This window comes from Microbacterium sp. Leaf436 (assembly GCF_001424715.1).
GTDB lineage: Bacteria > Actinomycetota > Actinomycetes > Actinomycetales > Microbacteriaceae > Microbacterium.
The window spans coordinates 77,710-100,357 of the sequence record NZ_LMRB01000003.1; the positions used below are offsets into that span (position 1 = coordinate 77,710).

The window sequence follows — 22,648 nt, forward strand, 5'->3', positions numbered from 1 at the left end:
TAGACTAAGGGAGCCCGATTCCGGGCGCCACCCCGAATTTTCCTGGAGACCCTCCATGGCGCACGCCCTTCGTCCTGACCTCCGCAACGTCGCGATCGTCGCGCACGTCGACCACGGCAAGACGACTCTCGTCGACGCCATGCTCCGCCAGACCGGCTCGTTCGGCGACCACGCGCACATCGAAGAACGCGCGATGGACTCGAACGACCTCGAGCGCGAAAAGGGCATCACGATCCTCGCCAAGAACACGGCGATCACCTACAACGGCGTCCACAGCGACGTGCCGGTCACGATCAACGTGATCGACACCCCGGGCCACGCCGACTTCGGTGGCGAGGTCGAGCGCGGCCTGTCGATGGTCGACGGTGTCGTGCTGCTCGTCGACGCGTCCGAGGGCCCGCTGCCCCAGACCCGCTTCGTGCTGCGCAAGGCCCTCGAGGCCAAGCTCCCCGTCATCCTGTTGGTGAACAAGACCGACCGACCCGACGCGCGTATCGGCGAGGTCGAAGAAGAAGCGCACGACCTGCTGCTCGGTCTCGCGTCCGACCTGGTCGACGACGTTCCCGACCTCGACGTCGACGCCCTGCTCGACGTCCCCGTCGTGTACGCCTCGGGTCGTGCGGGAGCTGCGTCGCTGAACCGTCCCGCCGACGGCTCGCTGCCCGACAACGACGACCTCGAGCCGCTCTTCGGCGCGATCCTCGAGCACGTTCCGGCCCCGTCGTACGACGATGAGGCGCCGCTGCAGGCGTGGGTCACCAACCTCGACTCGAGCCCCTTCCTCGGTCGCCTCGCGCTGCTGCGCGTGTTCAACGGCACCCTGAAGAAGGGTCAGACGGTCGCGTGGGTCCGTGCCGACGGCACCACCAGCAACGCCCGGATCACCGAGCTGCTGAAGACCCGTGCGCTGGAGCGCTACCCGGCCGACGACGCCGGCCCTGGTGACATCGTCGCCATCGCCGGTTTCCCCGACATCACCATCGGCGAGACCATCGCCGACCCCGAAGACGTGCGGCCCCTCAAGGCCATCACGGTCGACGACCCGGCCATCTCGATGACCATCGGCACGAACACCTCGCCCCTCATGGGCAAGGTGAAGGGTCACAAGCTCACCGCCCGTATGGTCAAGGACCGCCTCGACCGCGAGCTGATCGGTAACGTCTCGCTGAAGGTCGTCGACATCGGACGCCCCGACGCGTGGGAGGTGCAGGGCCGCGGAGAGCTCGCCCTCGCGATCCTCGTCGAGAACATGCGCCGCGAGGGCTTCGAGCTCACCGTCGGCAAGCCGCAGGTGGTCACGAAGAAGATCGACGGCAAGACCTACGAGCCGTTCGAGCACCTCACCATCGACTCGCCCGAGGAGTACCTCGGCGCGATCACGCAGCTGCTCGCCGGCCGTAAGGGTCGCATGGACAACATGACGAACCACGGCACCGGCTGGGTGCGCATGGAGTTCGTCGTCCCCTCGCGCGGCCTGATCGGCTTCCGCACCGAGTTCCTCACGACCACGCGCGGCACCGGTATCGCCAACGCGATCTCGCACGGCTACGAGCCCTGGGCCGGTCACATCTCGACCCGTCAGAACGGCTCGATCGTCGCCGACCGCATGGGCGTCGTCACCCCCTTCGCGATGATCGGCCTGCAGGAGCGCATGTCGTTCTTCGTGCAGCCGACGCAGGAGGTCTACGAGGGCATGGTCATCGGCGAGAACTCGCGCGCCGATGACATGGACGTCAACATCACCAAAGAGAAGAAGCTGACCAACATGCGCGCGGCCAGCTCCGACTCGTTCGAGTCGATGACGCCCCCGCGCCTGCTGACGCTCGAGGAGAGCCTCGAGTTCGCCCGCGACGACGAATGCGTCGAGGTCACCCCCGAGGCCGTCCGCATCCGCAAGGTCGTGCTCGACGCGACCGAGCGCGGACGCTCCGCCTCGCGCTTGAAGCGTCAGGATGCCAACGCGTAAGCGTCTGCTCCTGAAACGGCCCCGCACCAGCTCCGGCTGGGCGGGGCCGTTTCGCGTTTCTGCGGCGTTCGTCCCCCGTTGAGTGTCCAGGACACGCCGTTGTGCCTCGGGCAGTGGCGGCGTGTTCTGGACACTCGACGGGTTGTGGCGCTGGGGCGGGGTCGGGCAGGGCTCGGCTGGGCCGGGCTCGGCTGGGCTGGGCGCGGATGCGGCCTGAGCGCCGGGGCGGGCCCGTTCGCGTTTCCGCGGCGTCGATTCCCCGTTGAGTGTCCAAGACGCGCCGTGTGCGCCGGTGCGGGGGCGGCGTGTCCTGGACACTCAACGGGGTTGTGGCGCTGGGGGCTCGGCGTGGGTGTGGCGCGGGGGGCTCGACGGGTGCTGCAGCGCGAGCGGTGGGCTCAGCGCGACTCGACGACGCAGACGACGCTCATGCCCGGCTCCAGCGCCTCGAACACGTGCGGAGCGTCGCCGGGGTACGAGAGGTAGTCGCCGGGGGACAGCTCGTAGGGGGCGTCGACCGGGCCGACGAGGCCGCGACCGGTCACGAGCACGACGTGCTCGATCGTGCCGCGGGGGTGGGGCTCCGACAGACGCGGCGTGCCGGGCTCGGCGCTGAGCAGATAGATGTCGCGGCGGGCGTGCGGCGGACTCGCCGACAGGAGCACGGCGAGATAGTCGGATGCCGAGGACGACACGGCCGCGGTGGCCTCACCGGCGCGGATGAGCGTGGGGGAGCGCACACCCTCGTCGACGAGCACCGCGAAGGGCACCTCGAGGGCTGTGGCCAGCGCCCAGAGCGTCTCGACGCTGGGATTGCCCCCGCCGTTCTCGAGCTGCGAGACCGTCGCTTTGGCGACGCCTGCGCGGCGTGCGAGCTCCGAGACGCTCAGATCGCGTCGTTCGCGCTCGCGACGCAGGGTCGCGGCGATGCGGTCGCTCAGATCGGTCATGCGTTCATTATGCTCAACGATCGTTCGACTTGACGAACGCCGCCCGAGCGTTCACGATGTTGACCATGCGTTCGTTCTACCGAACACCCGAGGGTGTCGCCGCTCGCCAGGGGCTCGCCGTCGCGCTGGCGACGAGCGCCTACGGCGTGTCGTTCGGCGCCCTGTCGGTGGCCTCCGGACTCGACGTCTGGCAGACGTGCGTGCTGAGCCTGCTGATGTTCACGGGCGGATCGCAGTTCGCGTTCGTCGGTGTCATCGCCGCCGGCGGCGCGGCCGCCGCTCCCGCCGCGATCGCGTCGTCGGTGCTGCTGGGCGTGCGCAACGCCGCGTACGCGATGCGGATGGCTCCCGTCGTGGCGGGCGGATTCTGGCGCAAGGCCGGCGCGACGCAGTTCACGATCGACGAATCGGTGGCCGTGGGCCTTGCGCAGTCCATGCCGCGCGCACGCCAGTGGGGGTTCTGGGTCACCGGCGTCGCGATCTGGATCGGCTGGAACATCTCGACCCTCCTGGGCGCGCTGCTGGGCGACGTGCTGGGCGACCCGCGCACATACGGCCTCGATGCCGCCGCGGCGGCGGCGTTCCTCGCGCTGCTGTGGCCCCGGCTGCGGGGGCGCGAGCCGCTCGCGGTGGCCGCGGGTGCGGCGGTCGTCGCCGCCGCCCTCACCCCCGTGCTCATGCCGGGCATCCCCGTCATCGCCGCCGCGGGCGTCGCGGTCGTGGTGGGGCTGTTCGATCCGCGCCGCCCCACGTCCGCTCCCGGAGTCGTCGCCGAAGAGAAGGGGATGCCATGACCCTGTGGACCGCGGTGCTCCTGGCCTCGGTGATCTGCGTCGCCCTGAAGGGCGTCGGCTACCTCACTCCCGCGCACTGGCTCGAGGCACCCCGCCCGGCGCGCATCGCCGATCTGCTGACCGTGGCACTGCTGTCGGCGCTGGTGATCGTGCAGACGGTGGCGGCGGGCTCGGAGATCGTCCTCGACGCGCGACTGCCGGCCGTCGCGGTCGCGGCGCTGCTGCTGTGGGCGCGCGCTCCGTTCCTCATCGTGGTCGTGGCGGCCGCGGTCACCGCGGCGCTGCTGCGCCTGTGGGGGTGGGCGGCGTGACCGGGGGTTCTCTCGGCGCAAAGGCGTCGCGCCTAAACTGACGCGATGAACTCTGGCATCCTGCGCATCGTCGGTTGGGTCGTGGCGCTGCTGGTCGGCGCCTTCTACGGGGCGGCCGGCACGGTCGCGCAGGCGTACCGCCTCGGGCCCGTGCCGCTGGGACTGATCCTGGCCACGATCGGCAGCGCGGCGCTGTTGATCGCGTTGCGCGTGCTGACGGGGGACCGGATCAACGCGCTGGCCGGCGGGTTCGGCATCTCAGCGGCGACGTATCTGTTCTCGCAGGTGGGTCCCGGCGGGTCGGCCATCGTCTCAGCCCCCACCCCGGGCACTGAATGGATCCCCGTGGTGTGGACGATCGTGGGCCCGGCGCTGATGGTCTTCGTGGCCTTCTGGCCCGACTTCTCGCACCTGAAGCAGCAGCCCGCGGTCGGCACGGGCGCGAACGCGACCCCGGCCACGACCGCGCGGTGACGCCTCAGGGGTTATCGGCGGCCGCGCGGCGAGGCCGGTCGCTCCTGCGCGATTAGACTGGGGTCGTGACTTACGTGATCGCCCTCCCGTGCGTCGATGTGAAGGACCGTGCCTGCATCGACGAATGCCCCGTCGACTGCATCTACGAGGGCGAACGATCGCTGTACATCCACCCCGACGAATGCGTCGACTGCGGTGCGTGCGAGCCGGTCTGCCCCGTCGAGGCGATCTACTACGAAGACGACCTGCCCGAAGAGTGGTCCGATTACTACAAGGCCAACGTCGAGTTCTTCGACGACATCGGCTCGCCCGGTGGAGCGGCGAAGGTCGGCGTGATCGCCAAGGACCACCCCGTCATCACCGCGCTTCCCCCGCAGGCCCACTGAGCCGTGGGCGTCGCCGACCTCGCCGACTACCCCTGGGACGCCGTCGCCCCGTACGCGGAGCGCGCGCGGCGGCACCCCGCCGGCATCGTCGACCTGTCGATCGGTTCGCCCGTCGACCCGACGCCCGACGTGATCGCCACGGCCCTCGCCGACGCGACCGACGCGCACGCGTACCCGCAGACGGCCGGCACGCCGGCGCTGCGCGAGGCGATCGTCGACTGGTACGCCCGTCGCCGCGGAGTCCCGGGCCTGACGGCCGCGAACGCCCTTCCGACGGTCGGATCGAAGGAACTCGTGGCGCTGTTGCCGCTGCTGCTGGGCCTCGGTCCTGGCGATGCCGTCGTGCACCCGCGCGCCGCGTACCCGACCTACGAGGTGGGTGCCCGTCTCGTCGGGGCCGAGGCCGTGGCATCCGATGATCCCTCCGAGTGGCCCGCGCACACGCGTCTGGTGTGGATCAACTCGCCGGGCAACCCCGATGGTCGCGTGCTGTCGGCGGCGGAGCTGACGGATGCCGTGACCCGGGCGCGCGAGCTCGGCGCGGTCCTCGCGTCCGACGAGTGCTACGCCGAACTCGGGTGGGACGCGCCGTGGGACCGCGAGCGGGTGCCCAGCGTGCTCGACCCGGCTGTCGTGGGCGACGACCTCACCGGTGTGCTGTCGGTGTACTCGCTGAGCAAGCAGTCGAACCTCGCCGGATACCGCGCGGCCTTCCTCGCCGGTGACGCGGCCCTGGTGGAGCGACTGCTGACCGGTCGCAAGCATCTCGGTCTCATTCCTCCGGCCCCCGTGCAGCGGGCGATGACCGTCGCCCTGGGCGACGATGCGCACGTCGTCGAGCAGCGCGAGCGGTACGCGCGTCGGCGGGCGATCCTCAAGCCCGCGATCGAGGCCGCGGGTTTCACGATCGACCGCAGCGAAGGTGGGCTGTACCTCTGGGCGACCGAGGGCCGCGACGCGTGGGAGAGCGTGGGTCGGCTGGCCGACCTGGGCATCCTGGTCGGGCCCGGGCACTTCTACGGCACCCACTTCCCGAACCACGTGCGCTTCTCGCTCACGGCGACCGACGAGCGGATCGCCGCGGCGGCGGAGCGGCTGGCTCCGTAGCCGAGTCGGTGCGAACCTCGCCGGTGGGTCGATTCCCCACGTGAGCGCCGGGCGCGCCTTTCGGAGTGTCGCCGCACGCCGTCGATCACGATCGACCGCCCCTATGAGGAGGATCCCTCCCTTCGATGGGGGCATCCTTTGGCGATGTCATCTGTAGGCGCCCCGGCCTACTAGGCTGTAAAAGCAGTGCGTTCGGGCAACCCTCCGGGCGTGCGCCGACCAGGACGCCGCCCCTCGCGGCATCCCCGGTTCGGGAAGATCGCGGGTGCCTCCCGCCCTCGCGGTCGACAAGTGGGCGACCAGAAATCGCAAGGAGGCGCGGTGAGCGACGTGGGTACGCAGCAGGACAAGGCCACCCTCACGGTAGGGGGCACCACCGCCGAGTTCGCGGTTCTTCGGGGCACCGACGGCATCCCGAGCATCGACATGGCGTCGCTGACCAAGCAGACCGGGCACACGGCGCTCGACTACGGCTTCGTCAACACCGCATCGACGAAGTCGGACATCACCTACATCGACGGTGATCAGGGGATCCTGCGCTACCGCGGATACCCGATCGAGCAGCTGGCCCAGAACAGCACCTACCTCGAGGTCGCGTGGCTGCTCATCTACGGCGAGCTGCCCTCGGCATCCGAACTCGCCTCGTTCGACGAGCGCATCCGCCGTCACACGCTGCTGCACGAAGACCTGAAGAGCCTGTTCTCGTCGCTTCCGCCGACCGCGCACCCCATGTCGGTGCTGTCGGCCGCCACCGCGGCGCTCTCGACCTACTACGAGGCCGAGTCCGACCCGCACAACCCCGAGCACGTCGAACTCAACACCGTGCGCATGCTCGCGAAGCTCCCCGTGATCGCGGCCTACGCGCACAAGAAGAGCATCGGGCAGGCTTTCCTCTACCCCGACAACTCGATGAGCTTCGTCGACAACTTCCTCAAGCTGAACTTCGGCGTCATGAGCGAGCCGTACGAGATCAACCCCGTCATGACCAAGGCCCTCGACCTGCTGCTGATGCTGCACGAGGACCACGAGCAGAACGCGTCGACCTCGACGGTGCGCCTGGTGGGCTCCACCGGCGCCAACCAGTTCGCGTCGGTGTCCGCCGGCATCCAGGCCCTGTCGGGCCCGCTGCACGGCGGCGCCAACGAGGCCGTGCTGCAGATGCTCGGCCGCATCCGCGATTCGGGCGAGAGCGTCGAACGCTTCGTCGAGCGCGTGAAGAACAAAGAAGAGGGCGTCAAGCTCATGGGCTTCGGCCACCGGGTCTACAAGAACTACGACCCGCGCGCCAAGCTGGTGAAGGGCGCCGCCGACGAGGTGCTCGAAGCCCTCGGCGTGAGCGACCCCCTGCTCGACCTCGCGAAGGAGCTCGAGCAGATCGCCCTCGAGGACGACTACTTCAAGGAGCGTCGCCTGTACCCCAACGTCGACTTCTACACCGGCGTCATCTACAAGGCGATGGGTTTCCCCACGCGCATGTTCACCGTGCTGTTCGCGATCGGACGCCTCCCCGGCTGGATCGCGCAGTGGCGCGAGGCCATCAGCGACCCGCAGACGAAGATCGGCCGCCCGCAGCAGCTTTACACGGGTGCCGCGGTACGCGACTACCCCGGCATCGGCTGACACCGGCCCTCGAACGCCCCGTCCCTCTCGCGAGGGGCGGGGCGTTTCGTCTGCCGGCGGGGAGGTGCTGGCTCTCGGCGGCCCGGAAGCGCGTCGGTGCGGGTGTGGCCGAGGCAACCGGTGAGTGCGGCGGGGCGCGGCGGGGTGCGGCGTCGAGACCCCGGCGCCGCCTCGCCCATAAACGCTGATCGTGCGGATACACGCGGTGTCGTGGCGTTTATGCGCACGAAGAGCGTTTATGGGCATGATGCGGACGCCGCGCGGGCGCGGGGGACGGACGGATGCCGCGCGGCCGTGGCGGCGGGACGGATGCCGCGGGGCGGGCGACGCGACACGCGGTGCGGTGCGGCGCCGCGCGTGCAGCGCCACGCGTGCAGCCTCAGGCGTGCAGGGCCTCGTTCAGCGTGACGCCGACGCCGGCGCGGGCCGAGACCTCGACGGCGCCGGTGAGGGAGTTGCGGCGGAACAGGATGCCGTCACGGCCCGACAGCTCGCCGGCCTTGACCGTCTCGTCGCCGACCCGCACCTTGGTGCCGGCGGTGACGTAGAGTCCGGCCTCGACGACGCAGTCGTCACCGAGCGAGATGCCGATGCCCGCGTTGGCGCCGAGCAGGGTGCGCGCGCCGATCGAGACGCGGTGCGTCCCCCCTCCCGAGAGCGTGCCCATGATCGAGGCGCCGCCGCCGATGTCGGTGCCGTCGCCGATCACGACGCCCTGCGACACGCGCCCCTCGATCATCGAGGAGCCGAGCGTGCCGGCGTTGAAGTTGACGAAGCCCTCGTGCATCACGGTCGTGCCGGGCGAAAGGTGGGCGCCGAGCCGCACCCGCGAGGCGTCGGCGATGCGCACGCCCGCGGGCAGCACGTAGTCGGTGAGGCGCGGGAACTTGTCGAGCCCCTGGATCTGGATGCCGTGGCGCTGGAGCGAGGGACGGAGCCGCGCCGCGTCGTCGGGGTGCATCGGGCCGGCGCTGGTCCAGGCGACGTTCGGCAGGTGGGAGAAGATCCCGTCGAGGTTGATGTCGTTGGGACGCACCAGCAGGTGCGACAGCGCGTGCAGACGCAGGTACGCGTCGGCGGTCGACGCCGGTGCCGCGTCGGCGTCGATCGTGAGGGCGACGGCCTCGACGACGACACCCCGGCGCTCGTCGGCCCCGGCCGTCTTCTCGAGGTCGGCCCGCTCGGCATCCAGGCCATCAGGTACGCCCAGGATCGGCCGGGGGAACCACGCGTCGAGCACGGTCCCCTCGAGGGTGCGGGTGGAGAGGCCGGCAGCGCTGATGCGTCGTTCGTTGCTCACACGTCCAGGCTAGCGGGGGTGCCGCCTGTGGGAGGATCGGGGCATGGCCGCCCTCGACCTCACTTCCTCGTCCCTCGACCTCACCCGTGCGATCTGCGACATCGCCAGCGAGTCGGGGGACGAGACCACCCTCGCGGATGCCATCGAGGCCGCCGTCTCGGCCTACGGGCACCTCGAGATCATCCGGGACGGCGACACCGTCGTGGCGCGCACGCAGCTGGGGCGCGACCGACGCGTCGTCATCGCGGGGCACATCGACACGGTCCCGATCAACCGCAACCTGCCGGTGGAGGACCGCGAGATCGACGGCGAGGCGTTCCTCTGGGGCCGCGGCACGGTCGACATGAAGGCCGGCGTCGCCGTGCAGCTGAAACTCGCCGCGGAGCTGGTCGCACCCCCCGTCGACATCACGTGGATGTGGTACGACCACGAAGAGGTGGACTCCTCCCTGAACGGTCTCGGCCGTCTCTCGCGCAACCGTCCCGACCTGTTCGCCGGGGACTTCGCCATCCTCGGGGAGCCGAGCAACGGCGAGGTCGAGGGAGGGTGCAACGGCACGCTCCGCGCGCTCATCCGTACAGACGGCGTGCGTGCGCACAGCGCGCGCTCGTGGATCGGCGAGAACGCCATCCACAAGGCGGCCCCCATCCTCGCCCGCCTGGCCGAGTACCGCGCCCGCGAGATCGAGGTCGAGGGTCTCGTCTACCGCGAGGGCCTCAACGCCGTGCGCATCTCGGGCGGCGTCGCCGGCAACGTCATCCCCGACGCGTGCGAGGTCGAGGTCAACTACCGCTTCGCGCCCAGCCGCGATGCCGAGGCCGCCGAGCGCGTCGTGCGCGACGTGTTCACCGGATTCGACATCGAGATCGTCGACGTGGCGGAGGGTGCTCGGCCCGGGCTCGACGCGGCCCTCGCGCAGGACTTCGTCACGGCCGTGGGGGCGACCCCGAAGCCCAAGTACGGCTGGACCGACGTCGCACGGTTCTCGGCCCTGGGCATCCCCGCCGTCAACTACGGCCCCGGCGACCCGCACCTGGCCCACCACGACGAGGAGCGCGTTCCGCTCGCGCAGATCGACGCGGTCGAGCGGGGTCTGCGGGCGTGGCTGAGCGGGTCGTGACCGCCGAGGTCACGGCATCCCCGTCCGTCCGCGGATGGGAGCGGCTGCCCGTCGCCGCACGGATCGCCCTCGTCTACGTGATCGCGCGCGTGATCACGACCGGGTTCTTCATGGTGACGGCGGCCCTGTCGGGACCGGCGTCGCGCTACGGCGTGGCCCCCTCGTTGGGCGAGCTCGCGCTGGGCTGGGACGCCCAGTGGTACTGGCTGGCGGCGGTGTCGGGGTACCCGGCCGACCTTCCGCTGGCGGCCGGGGGTCACGTCGCCGAGAACGCGTGGGCGTTCATGCCGCTGTACGCCTACCTGTCGGCGGGCCTCGGCGCGCTGCTCGGGTCGTGGGGCGCGGGGGCCGTGGCCATCTCGCTCGCTTCGGGCTACGGCGCGTGCGTTGTGCTGCACGCGCTGCTGCGCGAACGCATCGGCACCTCGGCGGCGATGTGGGCCGTCGTCTTCTTCGCGTGCGGCCCGCTGGCCGCGCTGTTCCAGGTGGGGTACGCCGAGGCGCTGTTCCTGTTCCTGCTCTTCCTCGCCCTGCGCTGCGCGCAGCTCCGACGATGGGGCTGGCTGTACCTGCTCGTCCCGGCGATGGGGTTCACGCGCCCGGGCATCCTCGCCTTCGCGCTGTTCCTCGCCCTGCTCGGCATCCATCGCTTCCTCCGTCGCCGCACGGAGCCGCTGCCGAGACGCGACGTCGTGCACATCGTGGCGCTGGGGGCGCTGTCGACCCTCGTCGGGTTCGCGTGGCAGGGCATCGCGACGATCGTCACGGGCGATCCGGGCGCCTACCTCGCCACCGAGCTCGCGTGGCGACGCAACTGGCTCGGCGATAGCGGGGGGCACTTCGTCCCGATCGACGGGTGGGTGCAGGCGGCGGGATTCTGGTTCACGCAGTGGGGGCTCGGGCCCGTCGTCGGATACGTCGCGCTCGTCGTGCTCATCGTCGGCGCCGCGGCCGCGCTGCTGCTGCTGCCCCAGGTGAAGCGACTGGGCATCGAGGTGCGCCTGTGGTCGGCGAGCTACCTCGTCTACCTGCTGCTGGTGTTCTTCCCCCAGTCGAGCATCTTCCGTCTGCTCGTGCCCGTCTCGCCGCTGTGGGGGGCGTTCGCCGTGCCGACCTCACGCGCCTGGCGCCTTGGCGTTCTGGCACTGTCGCTCTTGGGGCAGTGGTGGTGGATCTACAACATGTACGGGCTGGCCAACACCTTCTGGCAGATTCCGTGACCGTGCAGGATGACGTACTTCGCCGCACGGGACGACGGCACTCGCGGCTTACCGGTAAACTCCTAGGTAGACCAACGACGAAAAGGGGGCCGCGATGGCAGCCATGAAGCCGCGTACCGGCGACGGACCGATGGAGGCCGTGAAGGAGGGCCGGTTGATCATCGTGCGCGTGCCGCTCGAGGGCGGCGGGCGTCTCGTCGTCTCGGTGAACGACGCCGAGGCGAAGGAACTCCACGACGTACTCGGCGGTGTCGTCACGGCGTGACGCATCTCCACGAGTGAAGGCCGGTCCCCGCGGGGGCCGGCCTTCTTCGTTCGGGAGGACGCTCAGGCGTCGGTGAGGCGCGTCGTCAGCTGCAGAAGGCCCTCTCCCGAGGTCGACAGCGCGCCGATGACGGCGGGGGAGGACTGCACCTCCTGGATGAGCGAGCGATACGCGGTCGTGACGGCGTCGCGGCGCACCGGATCCGCCACCGCACCGTGCGACAGGACCCGCGGAATCAGCACCGTGCCGCCGGCGCGGACGAGCCGCAGACCGTGCTCGACGTACTCGATGACGCCCTCGGGATCGGCGTCGATGAAGACGATGTCGTACGAGGCCTCGTTCATGCGCGGCAGCACGTCCGACGCGCGGCCCGTGATGAACCGGGCGCGGGCCGCGGGCACCCGGGCGTCGATGAACGCGGCTCGAGCGGCACCGAGGTGCTCGGGCTCGCTGTCGATCGTGGTGATCGTGGCGCGGGGAGACCCGTGCAGCAGCCACAGGCCCGACACACCGCCGCCGGTGCCCACCTCGACGATGTTGAGGGCACGGGACGCGGCCGACAGCACCGCCGACTGCGCGCCCACCGCGGGGCTGATGGGCGCCGCTCCCAGTTCGAGGGCGTGCGCGCGCGCCCGAGCGATGTGCTCGGGCTCGACCGTCGACTCCTGCACGAACCGCTCGTTCGCCTGATAACCGCTCACGTGGACCTCCTCGATCAGGCTAGACGGCCCGAGCGCGCTCGACCCCCAGGCGCGGCCGGTAATCTGGTCCCATGTTCTTCGGGCTCACGATCGAGAAGCTGATGCTGATCGGCGTGATCGCCGCCGTCCTCGTCGGCCCCGAGCGCCTTCCCCGCTATGCCGAGGCGCTGGCGAAGTTCACCAAGCGCGCCAAAGAGACGATGCAAGGGGCGCGCTCGCGCATGCGCGACGAGATGGGCCCCGAGTTCGACGACGTCGACTGGAAGAAGCTCGATCCGCGTCAGTACGACCCGCGCCGCATCATCCGCGAGGCACTGCTCGACGACACTCCGACGGCCACGATGCGTGCGGCCGGTGCGGCCGCCCTCGCGGCGCGCGAGAAGACGACGGTGCCGCCGTTCGTCGCCGGCGAGCGCCCCCCGTTCGACGACGAAGCGACCTGAGCCCCTCTTCGCGTTCCCGCGCGGCCGTGCCGCCGGAGCGCACGACAAGGCGGCATGCCCTGTGTCGGCAGCGGTGGGCGCCGGGTCACACGCCGAGACGCAGCGGCTTGCCCGCCAGGCCCCGAGGGCGCACGGCGAGTGCGGCGGCCGCCGCGTCGATCGCCCGCGCGGCGGGGTCGTCGGGCTGCGACAGCACGACGGGGCGCCCCTCGTCGCCGCCGGTGCGCAGAGCCGGGCTGAGGGGGACGGATGCCAGCAGGGGCACGTCATCGGTCTCGTTGGACAGAGCGCGGGCCACGGCCTCGCCGCCTCCGGAGCCGAACAGATCGAGCACCGTACCGTCGGGCAGCGTCAGGGCGGCCATGTTCTCGATGACGCCGATCGGGCGCTGACCGGTCTGGCGGGCGACGAGGCCCGACCGCACGGCCACGTCGGCCGCGGCCGCCTGGGGGGTGGTGACCACGAGCACGTCGGCGTGGGGGAGCAGCTGACCCACCGAGATCGCCACGTCGCCGGTCCCCGGGGGCATGTCGAGCAGCAGCACGTCGAGGTCGCCGAAGAACACGTCGGTGAGGAACTGCTGCACGGTGCGGTGCAGCATGGGACCGCGCCAGGCGACGGCCCCCGCGGCCTCTTCGCCGGGGCGGCGCAGGAACATGCCGATCGAGATGACCTTCACGCCGTACGCGACGGGCGGGAGGATCAGATCGTCGAGGCGCGTGGGCGCGGGCGGCAGCCCGTCGGCGTCGACCAGGCCGAGAAGGCCCGGGATTGAAAAGCCGTGCACATCGGCGTCGACGAGTCCGACGCGCAGACCCCGGGCCGCCAGGGCGACGGCGAGGTTGGCGGTGATCGTCGACTTGCCCACGCCGCCCTTGCCGCTGGTGACCGCGATCACGCGGGTCAGCGAGTCGGGGCCGAAGGGCATCTCGCGCTTCGCGCGGCCCCCGCGCAGCTTGTCGGTGAGCGCGCGACGCTCGTCGGGCGACATCACGCCGACCCGCACCTCGACCGCGTCGACGCCGGCGACCGAGGCCGCGGCATCCCGCACCTCGCGTTCGATGCGATCGGCGGCCGGGCACCCCACGATCGTCAGCGCGATGCCGACGTCGGCGACACCGCCGTGCACCTCGATGCCGCGCACCATGTCGAGCTCCGCGAGCGGACGGCGCAGCTCGGGGTCGGTGACGGCGCCGACGGCGGCACGCACACGGTCGGCGACCTCTGTCGTCACGGCGTGGCCCGCGAGGGCTCGTCGTGATCGTCGAGGCGTTCGAGCGCGGCCTTCAGCTCGGCGCGCAGGCTGTCTTTCGTGATCACCTCGTCGGTGAGGTCACGCACCGCCATGCGCAGCGCGACGATCTCACGGGCGAGGTACTCGGTGTCGGCGAGATTGCGCTCGGATCGCTGGCGGTCCTGCTCGATCTGCACGCGGTCGCGGTCGTCTTGACGGTTCTGCGCGAGCAGGATGAGCGGAGCAGCGTACGAGGCCTGCAGCGACAGCACGAGCGTCAGCGCCGTGAAGCCGATCGCGGCCGAGTCGAAGCGCAGGTCGTCGGGGGCGAGCGAGTTCCACGCCATCCACACCACGCAGAACAGGCTCAGCATCAGCAGGAACGCGGGGGTTCCCATCGCTCGGGCCACCCACTCGGTGAAGCGGCCGAACCGGTCGCGCGAGGGCTGGGGAGCGCGGGGCGCGAGCACGCGGGCGCGACCGCGGGGGGCGTCCAATGCGGGCTGGCGGTTGTTGCGTGCCATCAGCGCCTCCTCCGGGTCTGCGGGACGATCTTGGGAATGCTCGTGGTGGCGGTGGGTCTCGTGGTGACCTTGGGCCGCGGATCATCGCCGTCGTGGGTGCGCCAGTCGTCGGGCAGCAGGTAGTCGAGCACGTCGTCGACGCTCACGCAGCCGACGAGGCGGTGCGCCTGATCGACGACGGGGAGCGAGACGAGGTTGTAGCTCGCCAGCATGCGGGCGACCTCGGCGGCCGTCGCGTCGGAGGGCACCGGCTCGAGGGTGTCGTCGATGATCGCACCGAGACGCTCGTGCGGGGGGTACCGCAGCATGCGCTGGAAGTGCACGGTTCCCAGCAGCCGACCCGTGGGTGTCTCGTACGGCGGGAGGGTGATGAAAACGGATGCCGCGAGGGCGGGGTGCAGTTCGTGCCGGCGGATCAGGGCCAGGGCTTCGGCCACCGTGGCGTCGGCCGAGAGCACGATCGGCTCCGGCGTCATGAGGCCGCCGGCGGTGTCGGGGCCGTACTGCAGCAGCGCGCGGACGTCTTCGGCCTCGTCGGGCTCCATGAGATCGAGGAGCTGTTCGAGTCGCGTCTCGGGCAGCTGGCCGAGGAGGTCGGCCGCGTCGTCGGGCTCCATGGCGTCGAGGATGTCGGCGGCGCGCTCGTCGCCGAGCTGCTCGAGGATGTGCACCTGCTCGTCTTCGGGCATCTCTTCGAGCGCGTCGGCGAGGCGGTCGTCGCTGAGCTCTTCGGCGACTTCGATCAAGCGCTCTTCGGGCAGGTCGAGCAGCGTGTTCGCCAGGTCGGCGGGCTTGAGCTCGGAATACGTCGCCACCAGCTGCTCGGCGGACTGGGCCTCGCCGGGGGTCTGGTTCTCGCGCACCTCGGTCCAGCTCGCGAACGTGGTCGCCCCCTTGGCGAAGGGCGAGGCGCTGGTGCGGGGACGGCGGAGGAAGAGCTGGCCCACGTCCCACTCGCCGAGTCGGTTGCGCTCGATCGCGACGTCTTCGATCACCGCGGTGCCCGAGCCGTCGACGAGGCTCACGCGTCGGCCCAGCATCTCGACCATCACGCGCACCTCGCCGCCGCGCTGCTGGAATCGCCGCACGTTGATGAGGCCGGTCGTGATGACCTGGCCGGCCTGTATCGAGGTGACGCGTCCGATGGACACGAACACATGTCGCCGGCCGGGGATCTCGACGACCAGGCCCACGACGCGCGGAGCGGCGGCGGCGCGGTAGATCACCACGACGTCGCGCACCTTCCCCAGACGGTCTCCCGCGGGGTCGAACACCGTGCAGCCCGCCAAGCGGGCGACGAAAACCCTTTGCGTGCTCACTGGACCAGCGTAGTCCGCCACCGCTGCGCAAACCCGGTGGGACGGTCAGGACTGCGTGACAAGATGGTGAAATGAGCATGTTCGCGGGGAGACCGGGCGCGGGACGCGACGACGTGGGCGAGAAGGTCGCCTCCTTCCCGACGTACGAGCAGGCGCAGAAGGCCGTGTCATCGCTCATCGCGGGCGAGGTTCCGGCGCGCGAGATCGCGATCGTCGGTTCGGGCCTGCGCTCCATCGAACGCATCACCGGCAAGCTGGGGTACGCGACGGCCGCCCGCTCGGGCGCGTTGAACGGCCTGATGCTGGGCCTGCTGTTCGCGTTCATCTTCGTGCTCGGCATGCCGACCGTTCAGATCTCGGCCTTCGTCGGCGTGCTGCTGGTGGGCATGGCCCTCGGCATGATCCTGAGCCTGGGCACGTACTCGATCGTGCGCCGCCGCCGCGACTTCGCCTCGGTCATGCGGGTCGCCGCCGACCACTACGACGTCTGCGTCGAAGCCACCAGCATCCAGAAGGCCCGCGGAGTGCTCGGCGCCGGTGCCACCCGCACGACGGTGTCGCGCCCCACCGCCGCCCCCACTGCGCCGCCGCAGTACGGCGAACGCGTCGCTCCCGGCGCCGGCGCCCCGGCTGCGCCCCCGCGCCCGCCGGTCCCCGGTGCGACCCCCGTCGACGACGAGCCGCCCCGGTACGGCGAACGCATCACGCCCGTGCCGCCGCGCGAGAACCCGGCGCCGCCGGCCCAGACGCCTTCGTCCGCCCCGCCCGAGGGCGACGCGCCCACCGAGCGGTGACCGTCACCGCCGTTCGCCTCGCCGTCGCGCTGCCGACGGGCGCGAGCGAGGTGTCGGGACTCTGGTCGCCCGCGCCGCGTCCCGGACCCACGATCGCTCTGGCCCACGGCGCCGGCGCCGGCATGGACCACCCGTTCCTGGAGGGTCTCGCCGCCGGGCTGGTCGACGAGGGAGTGAGTGTGCTGCGGTTCGTCTTCCCCTACGTCGAGGCCGGACGACGGATGCCGGGACCCGCCCCGCACGCCGTCGCGACCTGGGCGGGGGTCGAGGCCTGGTTGGCCGCCGCACATCCCGGGCCGTACGCGGCGGTGGGCAAGTCGTACGGCGGGCGCATGGCATCCGTCGCCACCGCCGAGGGCGTGATCGCCCCCGCCGGGCTCGCCTACCTCGGCTACCCTCTGCATCCGCCCGGGCGCCCCGACAGGCCCCGCGTCGACCACCTGCCCGCGATCGCGGTGCCGCAGCTGTTCGTCGAGGGCGAGAACGATGCGTTCATCCAGCCGCGCGACCAGTTCGACGCGGCCGTCGCCTCGTGCCGCAACGCCCGGGTGGAGTGGATCGCGGGCGGGAACCACTCGTTCGAGGTGAAGGGCGCGCGGCGGCCGGCCGATCAGATCGGCGCGGGACTCGCTCCGATCGTCGCGGCCTTCGCGCGCGCTCTCTGACGTCTGCCCGTCCGACAGCCGGTGATCCGCGAGGCGGTCTTCCGGCGGCCGGTCAGCGCCCCGCGGCGTAGCCCTGCGCTCCGCGGGGGTTGGCCGCCGCCCACAGAATTCCCTCGGCATCCCGCCCGACGGCGCTGACGCGCCCGAGCGCCCAGTCTCCGGCCCGGCGCACGCGGTGCCCGCGCCGTTCGAGCTCGGCGATGACCTCGTCGCCGAGGCGGTCCTCGACGACCGCGCCCGCGGGCGACCAGCTGCGGGGCCAGAACGAATCGGCCACGGCGGTGGTGTGCAGGGTGGGGGCGTCGATCGCCTGCTGCGGCGAATACGCGCCCACCAGCATGCGCAGCAGCACCGGCAGCTGCCACTGGTCCTGCTGATCGCCGCCGGGGGAGCCCATCGCCGTGACCTCGTCGCCGCGGCTGAGCAGGGTGGGAGTGAGAGTGGTGCGCGGGCGTCGGCCCGGAACGAGGGATGCCGGATGCCCGGGCTGCAACCACGTCATCTGCAGGCGCGTGCCCAGGCAGAAACCGAGCGAGGGGACGACCGGCGACGATTGCAGCCACCCGCCCGACGGTGTGGCCGAGACGACGTTCCCCCAGCGATCGATCACGTCGATGTGCACGGTGTCACCGCGCGTCTGACCCGACCGGTCGACCGTGGGTTCGCCGGTCGCCCCGGCGGCGGCGATCACGTCGGCACGCAACGGAGGCAGCGTCGGGGCGTGCCCCTCGGGCGCTCCCGGACGCAGCTCGGTCGAGGCGCGGTCGCCGATGAGTTCCCGACGCTGGGCGAGATAGTCGTCGGCGAGGAGCGCCGACACCTCGACCACGCCGTCCGCGTCGCCGAACCAGGCGTCACGGTCGGCATACGCGAGCTTCTGCGTCTCGAGCAGCAGGTGCGCTCCCTCGGCGGTGGCCGGGTCGAGCTGGGAGTCCTCGGCGGTCTCGAGCATGCGCAGCACCTGCAGCAGGGCGGGACCCTGCGACCAGGTGCCGGCTTTGTACACGTCCCACCCGCGGAAGCGCGCCGTCACCGCGGGTTCGTAACCCGCGCGCCACGACGCCAGGTCGGCGGCGTCCAGGACGCCGGGGTGATCGGCGCCGTCGGAGTGCCGGTGCGGGGTGCGCACGAACTCCGCCGCCCGGGGGAGGACGGCGGTCATCCAGTGCTCGCGCGCCGCGTCGATACGCCCCGCGCGGTCGGCGGCGGTGTCGCCGGCGGCGATCAGCTCGTCGAGGACCCCGGCCCACGCCGGGTTGCGCATGAGCGTGTCGGCGGACGGCACCTCGCCGTCCGGCATCCAGAGCTCTGCCGACGACGGCCACTGCGCGCGGAAGAGGTCGGCGACGCGGCCGATGGTGGCGGCGGCCCCCGCGACCAGGGGGTGTCCCTCGCGCGCGTAGCCGATGGCGAAGGAGAGGACATCGGCGGGTTCCCACGTGCCGTGATCGCGCAGCAGCAGCAGCCACGCGTCGACCGCGCCGGGAACGGTCGCGGCCAGCGCACCGGCGCCGGGTACGAGGTCGAGGCCTCGCCCCTCGAAGTGCTCGATGGTGGCTGCGGCCGGGGCCGGGCCCTGGCCCATGAGCACCAGGGGCTCGGCGGCACCGGCCGGGCGCACGAGCGCGACCAGGTCGCCGCCGGGGCCGTTCAGGTGCGGTTCGACGACGTGCAGCACGAAGGCCGCCGCCACCGCGGCGTCGAACGCGTTGCCGCCGCGCTCGAGGACGGCCTGAGCGGTCGCCGTCGCGGTCCAGTGCGTCGACGCCGACATGCCGAACGTGCCGCGAAGGGTCGGCCGCGTGGTGAACGAAGACGGGGGAGTGAAGGTCATCGCGACGACCGCGCGATCCACTCCTCGACCTCGTCGGCGGTGCGGGGGATGTCGGCCGACAGGTTGACGGGACCGTCGGCGGTCATCACGATGTCGTCCTCGATGCGCGCACCGATGCCGCGGTACTCCTCGGGCACCGTCAGATCGTCGATCTGGAAGTAGAGCCCCGGCTCGATGGTGAACGCCATCCCCGGCTCGAGCAGTCCGTCGTAGTACATGTCGCGTCGGGCCTGCGCGCAGTCGTGCACGTCGAGGCCGAGGTGGTGGCTCGTGCCGTGCACCATGTAACGGCGGTGCTGACCGCCGGTCTCGGCCTGCAGCGCCTCGTCGGCGGTGACGGGGAGCAGGCCCCACTCGGCGACGCGGGCGGCGATGACCTCCATCGCGGCCTCGTGCAGGCGGCGGAACGGCACGCCCACCTCGGCCGCGGCGAACGAGGCGTCGGCCGCTTCGCGCACGGTCTCGTAGATGCGGCGCTGCACGTCGGTGAAGGTGCCCGAGACGGGCAGCGTGCGCGTGATGTCGGCGGTGTAGAGGCTGTCGACCTCGGCCCCGGCATCGATGAGGATGAGGTCGCCGGGCTTCACTGCCCCGTCGTTGCGCGTCCAGTGCAGGTAGCACGCGTGCGGACCGGACGCCGCGATCGTGTCGTACCCGACCGCGTTGCCGTCGGAGCGCGCGCGCTGGTGGAACACGCCCTCGACGATGCGTTCGCCACGCGGATGCTCGACGATGCGGGGCAGCTCCGCGACGATGTCGTCGAAGCCGCGGCCCGTGACCTCGACGGCGAGGGCCAGCTGGGCGAGCTCGTACTCGTCTTTGACCAGGCGCAGCTCCGACACGAAGCGGGTGACCTCGTCGTCGTCGTCGAGCGTGCGGTCGTCGTCGCCGACGGCGAAGTCGTGCAGGTGGGCCGTGGCGATGCCGAGGTCGGCCGCGACGCCGTCGAGCGCGGGGCGCGGGCCGATCCAGAACTCGCCGACGGTGGCGTCGGAGTAGAACTCCGCGGTCGTGCGGTCGGCGCGCTCGCGGAAGTAGAGCACGGCCTCGTGGCCCTCGTCGCGCGGCTCGAAGACGAGCACCGAGTCGGGCTCGGCGTCGCTGCCCCACCCGGTGAGGTGCGCGAAGGCGGAGTGCGCGCGGAACGGGTAGTCGGTGTCGTTGCTGCGCTGCTTGAGACCGCCCGCGGGGATCACCACGCGGCGGCCCGGGAACGCCTGCGACACGCGCTCGCGTCGCCGCGCGGCCCACGCGGCCTGTTCACGCGCCTCGGGGAGCTCGACCGGGTGCTCGGCCCAGCCCGTCGAGATGGTGTCGAGGAAGCCGCGGGGGAACGGTGCCTTGCGATTGCTCGGTGCGGCGGGCGTCTGCTCGGGCGTCGGGTTCTCGACGGTCTGCGGTTCGGCGGTCTGCGCGGTCGTGTCGCTGGTGGAGGGGGCATCCATCGTTCCAGTCTCGCACCGCCGGGCCCGGATCGCATGGCCACGGCGAGAAGCGGGCTCGGGAGCGCGGCGGCCGAGGGTGCGCGGGGAGCGTGCCGAATCCGTCGACGGGCTCGGGCGGGGCGGCTCAGCCGCCCGTGCGCTCGAGCTGGACGACGATGGGGCGGTGGTCGCTGCCCGACCCGTCGAGGGTGCGCATGACGACCGAGCCCGACACGGTCCAGTCGGGCGTCGCCATGACGTGGTCGATCGGGGCGCCGAGCAGGGCCGGGGCGTCGGTCGGCCACGTGCCGACACCGCCGTTCCCGCTCGCGGACGCCGTGTCGTGGCAGCGACCCAGCGTTCCGCCGTCGACGCCCATGCCGGTCATGTGGTCGAGCGTCGCGTTGAAGTCGCCGGCGAGGATCACGTTGTCGCTCGCGCATTGATCGGCCAGCCACTGCAGGTCGCTACGCCACTCGGTCATGTACTCCTCGCGCGGTGCCACGGCGTGGGCGGCGACGATGATGGGTCCGTCGCCCGAGGTCGGCATCGCCACCGCGCTCGGCACCGTCGAGGTGTTGCTGGAACCGTCGAGCGAGGACTGGATCACGGAGTAGTCGCCCAGTTCCGGTCTGATCAGCACGGTCGTCGAGGTGGCATCCCATCCGGTGATGCCGTACTCGCCGTACTCGGCGTGGTGCGCCCACATGGGCTGACCCATGTCGCGCATGAGTTCGGCGACGCGGGCGCCCGTGTCGATGGTCGTCTCGGGCAGAGTCACCACGTCGGCCTGCATGCCGACGGCGAACTGGGCGATGGATTCGGCCGAGGTGGCCGAGCCCGCGGTGTTCCACGTCATGATGCGCAGGCTCGTGTCGGTCTTCGCAGGCAGCGCCTCGGTGCCGAGGCCGCGCTGCGCGAGCAGGGCGACGTTGATCCCGCCCGCGAGGCCGAGGACCAGCGCCAGGGTGAGAGCGAGCACCCGCACCGGACGGATCAGGGCGAACAGCAGCATGAGCAGCGTCGCGGCCACCAGAACGGCGGCCAGAGCGGCGCGGAACGAAATGATCTGCGCCAGGGGGAAGGTGCGCTCCAGGCCGAAGAACGCCGGCCACGTCAGCACCGCGGCACCCGCCGCGACGACGAGCGCGACGAGGAATCCGAACAGCCGACGCACGCACCCGACCATAAGGGAGCCGTCTGAGAGATCGACCGATGCCGACCGGGCATGCCCTGGGCCTGGGACCGCGCGCTACGCTCGACGGGTGCAGCATGATCGTCGATTCGAGGGGCCGAGCGATCTGCACCTGCACTCCTCGCACTCCGACGGCACCGAACCGCCCGCCCAGGTCATGGCGGCCGCGCACCGGTACGGCCTGCGTACGGCCGCCCTCACCGACCACGACACGACGTCGGGCTGGGCCGAGGCCGCCGAGGCGGCGTCGTCGCTCGGGATGACGTTCGTTCCGGGCATGGAGCTCTCGGCCCGCCACCGGTGGCGCAGCGTGCACCTGCTGGCGTACCTGGTCGACCCCGACGACACCGCGCTGCGCGCCATGACCGACCGGATCCGCTCCTCGCGCCTCGATCGCGCGCAGATCATGGCCGAACGCATCTCCCACGACTACGACATCGCCTGGGGCGACATCGTCGCCCAGACCGCCGACGGGGCGACCGTGGGACGCCCGCACATCGCCGACGCCCTGGTCGCAAGGGGCATCGTGACCGATCGCACCGAGGCGTTCGCCGGCATCCTGCATCCCGCGGGCGACTACTACGTCGCCCTCTACGCTCCCGATCCGGTGACGGCGGTGGAGCTGGTGATCGGTGCCGGCGGCGTGCCCATCGTCGCGCACCCGGCGGGACGCGCGCTGCTGCCCGACGGGGTGACGCAGGCGATGCTCGACGCGGGACTCGCGGGCTTCGAGCTCGGCCACCGCGAGAACCTGCCCGAGCCCACGGCGCTGCTCGCCGACCTCGCCGCGCGCCACGATCTCATCGTGACCGGATCGAGCGATTACCACGGCCTCGGCAAACCCAACGTCCCAGGCGAGAACACGACGGCCGACGACATGGTCGCGCGCATCTTCGCCCTGGGCCACGGCACGGCACCGGTCTTCCCGTAGGCAACCGTCGGCGGCGGCGGGGCCGCGGCGAGCATCCCTGCGACGGCGAGGGGTGACGAGCGTCCTCCGCT

23 protein-coding genes are annotated in these 22,648 nt (G+C 71.6%); 14 read left to right on the forward strand and 9 right to left on the reverse strand.

Annotation, left to right across the window (positions count from 1 at the left end):
* Positions 1–55 precede the first annotated feature (55 nt).
* Positions 56–1,966, forward strand: coding sequence for a translational GTPase TypA (gene typA / locus ASG45_RS09290; RefSeq protein ID WP_055836205.1), 1,911 nt, complete (start codon positions 56–58; stop codon positions 1,964–1,966).
* A 398-nt stretch (positions 1,967–2,364) separates the two neighbouring features.
* Here the strand turns inward: typA and ASG45_RS09295 are convergent, their stop codons facing one another.
* Positions 2,365–2,916: a helix-turn-helix domain-containing protein gene (locus ASG45_RS09295; protein WP_055836207.1), complete on the reverse strand. Its 552-nt coding sequence runs from the start codon at positions 2,914–2,916 to the stop codon at positions 2,365–2,367.
* A 65-nt stretch (positions 2,917–2,981) separates the two neighbouring features.
* Here ASG45_RS09295 and ASG45_RS09300 point away from each other — a divergent pair, with 65 nt between their 5' ends.
* The 6 genes from ASG45_RS09300 to ASG45_RS09325 all read left to right on the forward strand — a co-directional run bounded on the left by ASG45_RS09300 (position 2,982) and on the right by ASG45_RS09325 (position 7,608).
* On the forward strand, positions 2,982–3,710 hold the full coding sequence (locus ASG45_RS09300; RefSeq protein ID WP_055837816.1) for an AzlC family ABC transporter permease: 729 nt from the start codon (positions 2,982–2,984) through the stop codon (positions 3,708–3,710).
* The gene (locus ASG45_RS09305; protein WP_055836212.1) at positions 3,707–4,021 is read left to right on the forward strand and encodes an AzlD domain-containing protein; all 315 of its coding nucleotides are present in this window, start codon (positions 3,707–3,709) and stop codon (positions 4,019–4,021) included. Before ASG45_RS09300 ends, ASG45_RS09305 begins: the two co-directional genes overlap by 4 nt.
* A 45-nt stretch (positions 4,022–4,066) precedes the next feature.
* A complete protein-coding gene (locus ASG45_RS09310; RefSeq protein WP_055836215.1) occupies positions 4,067–4,495 on the forward strand; it encodes a DUF6113 family protein in 429 nt (142 codons plus the stop codon).
* A 65-nt stretch (positions 4,496–4,560) separates the two neighbouring features.
* Positions 4,561–4,881, forward strand: coding sequence for a ferredoxin (fdxA, locus tag ASG45_RS09315; RefSeq protein WP_055836218.1), 321 nt, complete (start codon positions 4,561–4,563; stop codon positions 4,879–4,881).
* Between the two features lie 3 nt (positions 4,882–4,884).
* Positions 4,885–5,988, forward strand: coding sequence for a succinyldiaminopimelate transaminase (dapC, locus tag ASG45_RS09320; protein WP_055836220.1), 1,104 nt, complete (start codon positions 4,885–4,887; stop codon positions 5,986–5,988).
* 321 nt (positions 5,989–6,309) lie between these two features.
* A complete protein-coding gene (locus tag ASG45_RS09325; protein ID WP_082509624.1) occupies positions 6,310–7,608 on the forward strand; it encodes a citrate synthase in 1,299 nt (432 codons plus the stop codon).
* A 379-nt stretch (positions 7,609–7,987) separates the two neighbouring features.
* Here ASG45_RS09325 and dapD read toward each other — a convergent pair whose 3' ends face one another.
* The gene (dapD, locus tag ASG45_RS09330) at positions 7,988–8,908 is read right to left on the reverse strand and encodes a 2,3,4,5-tetrahydropyridine-2,6-dicarboxylate N-succinyltransferase (protein ID WP_055836224.1); all 921 of its coding nucleotides are present in this window, start codon (positions 8,906–8,908) and stop codon (positions 7,988–7,990) included.
* A gap of 43 nt (positions 8,909–8,951) precedes the next feature.
* Between dapD and dapE the strand changes: the two genes are divergently transcribed.
* From dapE to ASG45_RS15900, 3 genes are all read left to right on the forward strand, one after another.
* A complete protein-coding gene (gene dapE, locus ASG45_RS09335) occupies positions 8,952–10,028 on the forward strand; it encodes a succinyl-diaminopimelate desuccinylase (RefSeq protein ID WP_055836227.1) in 1,077 nt (358 codons plus the stop codon).
* Positions 10,010–11,248 carry a hypothetical protein gene (locus tag ASG45_RS09340; protein WP_235561596.1) on the forward strand — a complete coding sequence of 413 codons (1,239 nt, stop codon included), beginning with the start codon at positions 10,010–10,012 and terminating at the stop codon, positions 11,246–11,248. Before dapE ends, ASG45_RS09340 begins: the two co-directional genes overlap by 19 nt.
* A 94-nt stretch (positions 11,249–11,342) precedes the next feature.
* Positions 11,343–11,513, forward strand: a complete 171-nt coding sequence (locus tag ASG45_RS15900) for a DUF3117 domain-containing protein (RefSeq protein WP_070409703.1) — start codon at positions 11,343–11,345, stop codon at positions 11,511–11,513.
* A 62-nt stretch (positions 11,514–11,575) separates the two neighbouring features.
* Here ASG45_RS15900 and ASG45_RS09345 read toward each other — a convergent pair whose 3' ends face one another.
* Positions 11,576–12,214 (reverse strand): O-methyltransferase, encoded by a 639-nt coding sequence (locus ASG45_RS09345; RefSeq protein ID WP_055836233.1) that lies wholly within the window; start codon positions 12,212–12,214, stop codon positions 11,576–11,578.
* Between the two features lie 71 nt (positions 12,215–12,285).
* Here ASG45_RS09345 and ASG45_RS09350 point away from each other — a divergent pair, with 71 nt between their 5' ends.
* On the forward strand, positions 12,286–12,657 hold the full coding sequence (locus ASG45_RS09350) for a hypothetical protein (RefSeq protein ID WP_055836236.1): 372 nt from the start codon (positions 12,286–12,288) through the stop codon (positions 12,655–12,657).
* An 85-nt stretch (positions 12,658–12,742) separates the two neighbouring features.
* Here the strand turns inward: ASG45_RS09350 and ASG45_RS09355 are convergent, their stop codons facing one another.
* The 3 genes from ASG45_RS09355 to ASG45_RS09365 are packed head-to-tail and all read right to left on the reverse strand — an operon-like array spanning position 12,743 to position 15,734.
* Positions 12,743–13,891 carry an Mrp/NBP35 family ATP-binding protein gene (locus ASG45_RS09355; RefSeq protein WP_055836239.1) on the reverse strand — a complete coding sequence of 383 codons (1,149 nt, stop codon included), beginning with the start codon at positions 13,889–13,891 and terminating at the stop codon, positions 12,743–12,745.
* Positions 13,888–14,415, reverse strand: a complete 528-nt coding sequence (locus ASG45_RS09360) for a DUF1003 domain-containing protein (RefSeq protein ID WP_055836243.1) — start codon at positions 14,413–14,415, stop codon at positions 13,888–13,890. The genes ASG45_RS09355 and ASG45_RS09360 overlap by 4 nt, the downstream gene beginning before the upstream one ends.
* Positions 14,415–15,734 (reverse strand): magnesium transporter MgtE N-terminal domain-containing protein, encoded by a 1,320-nt coding sequence (locus ASG45_RS09365; protein ID WP_055836246.1) that lies wholly within the window; start codon positions 15,732–15,734, stop codon positions 14,415–14,417. Before ASG45_RS09365 ends, ASG45_RS09360 begins: the two co-directional genes overlap by 1 nt.
* A gap of 71 nt (positions 15,735–15,805) precedes the next feature.
* On the opposite strand from ASG45_RS09365, the gene ASG45_RS09370 reads away from it, so the two are divergent.
* Positions 15,806–16,528, forward strand: a complete 723-nt coding sequence (locus ASG45_RS09370; RefSeq protein ID WP_055836249.1) for a general stress protein — start codon at positions 15,806–15,808, stop codon at positions 16,526–16,528.
* On the forward strand, positions 16,525–17,193 hold the full coding sequence (locus tag ASG45_RS09375; protein ID WP_055836252.1) for an alpha/beta hydrolase family protein: 669 nt from the start codon (positions 16,525–16,527) through the stop codon (positions 17,191–17,193). Before ASG45_RS09370 ends, ASG45_RS09375 begins: the two co-directional genes overlap by 4 nt.
* Positions 17,194–17,245: 52 nt before the next feature.
* Here the strand turns inward: ASG45_RS09375 and ASG45_RS09380 are convergent, their stop codons facing one another.
* From ASG45_RS09380 to ASG45_RS09390, 3 genes are all read right to left on the reverse strand, one after another.
* Positions 17,246–19,027 carry a gamma-glutamyltransferase family protein gene (locus ASG45_RS09380; RefSeq protein WP_055837822.1) on the reverse strand — a complete coding sequence of 594 codons (1,782 nt, stop codon included), beginning with the start codon at positions 19,025–19,027 and terminating at the stop codon, positions 17,246–17,248.
* The gene (locus ASG45_RS09385) at positions 19,024–20,472 is read right to left on the reverse strand and encodes an aminopeptidase P family protein (protein ID WP_055836255.1); all 1,449 of its coding nucleotides are present in this window, start codon (positions 20,470–20,472) and stop codon (positions 19,024–19,026) included. Before ASG45_RS09385 ends, ASG45_RS09380 begins: the two co-directional genes overlap by 4 nt.
* A gap of 124 nt (positions 20,473–20,596) precedes the next feature.
* Entirely contained in the window at positions 20,597–21,628 is a 1,032-nt protein-coding gene (locus tag ASG45_RS09390; RefSeq protein ID WP_055837825.1) for an endonuclease/exonuclease/phosphatase family protein, read from the reverse strand.
* An 88-nt stretch (positions 21,629–21,716) separates the two neighbouring features.
* Here ASG45_RS09390 and ASG45_RS09395 point away from each other — a divergent pair, with 88 nt between their 5' ends.
* Positions 21,717–22,577, forward strand: coding sequence for a PHP domain-containing protein (locus ASG45_RS09395; RefSeq protein ID WP_055836257.1), 861 nt, complete (start codon positions 21,717–21,719; stop codon positions 22,575–22,577).
* The last annotated feature ends 71 nt before the right edge of the window (positions 22,578–22,648 follow it).

Coding starts and splice junctions, on each gene's coding strand:
- ASG45_RS09360 (WP_055836243.1), bottom strand. CDS start 14,415: ATGGCACGCAACAACCGCCAGCCCGCATTGGACGCCCCCCGCGGTCGC.
- dapE (WP_055836227.1), top strand. CDS start 8,952: ATGGCCGCCCTCGACCTCACTTCCTCGTCCCTCGACCTCACCCGTGCG.
- ASG45_RS09305 (WP_055836212.1), top strand. CDS start 3,707: ATGACCCTGTGGACCGCGGTGCTCCTGGCCTCGGTGATCTGCGTCGCC.
- ASG45_RS09385 (WP_055836255.1), bottom strand. CDS start 20,472: ATGGATGCCCCCTCCACCAGCGACACGACCGCGCAGACCGCCGAACCG.
- typA (WP_055836205.1), top strand. CDS start 56: ATGGCGCACGCCCTTCGTCCTGACCTCCGCAACGTCGCGATCGTCGCG.
- ASG45_RS09310 (WP_055836215.1), top strand. CDS start 4,067: ATGAACTCTGGCATCCTGCGCATCGTCGGTTGGGTCGTGGCGCTGCTG.
- ASG45_RS15900 (WP_070409703.1), top strand. CDS start 11,343: ATGGCAGCCATGAAGCCGCGTACCGGCGACGGACCGATGGAGGCCGTG.
- ASG45_RS09295 (WP_055836207.1), bottom strand. CDS start 2,916: ATGACCGATCTGAGCGACCGCATCGCCGCGACCCTGCGTCGCGAGCGC.
- ASG45_RS09380 (WP_055837822.1), bottom strand. CDS start 19,027: ATGACCTTCACTCCCCCGTCTTCGTTCACCACGCGGCCGACCCTTCGC.
- ASG45_RS09350 (WP_055836236.1), top strand. CDS start 12,286: ATGTTCTTCGGGCTCACGATCGAGAAGCTGATGCTGATCGGCGTGATC.
- ASG45_RS09300 (WP_055837816.1), top strand. CDS start 2,982: ATGCGTTCGTTCTACCGAACACCCGAGGGTGTCGCCGCTCGCCAGGGG.
- ASG45_RS09370 (WP_055836249.1), top strand. CDS start 15,806: ATGAGCATGTTCGCGGGGAGACCGGGCGCGGGACGCGACGACGTGGGC.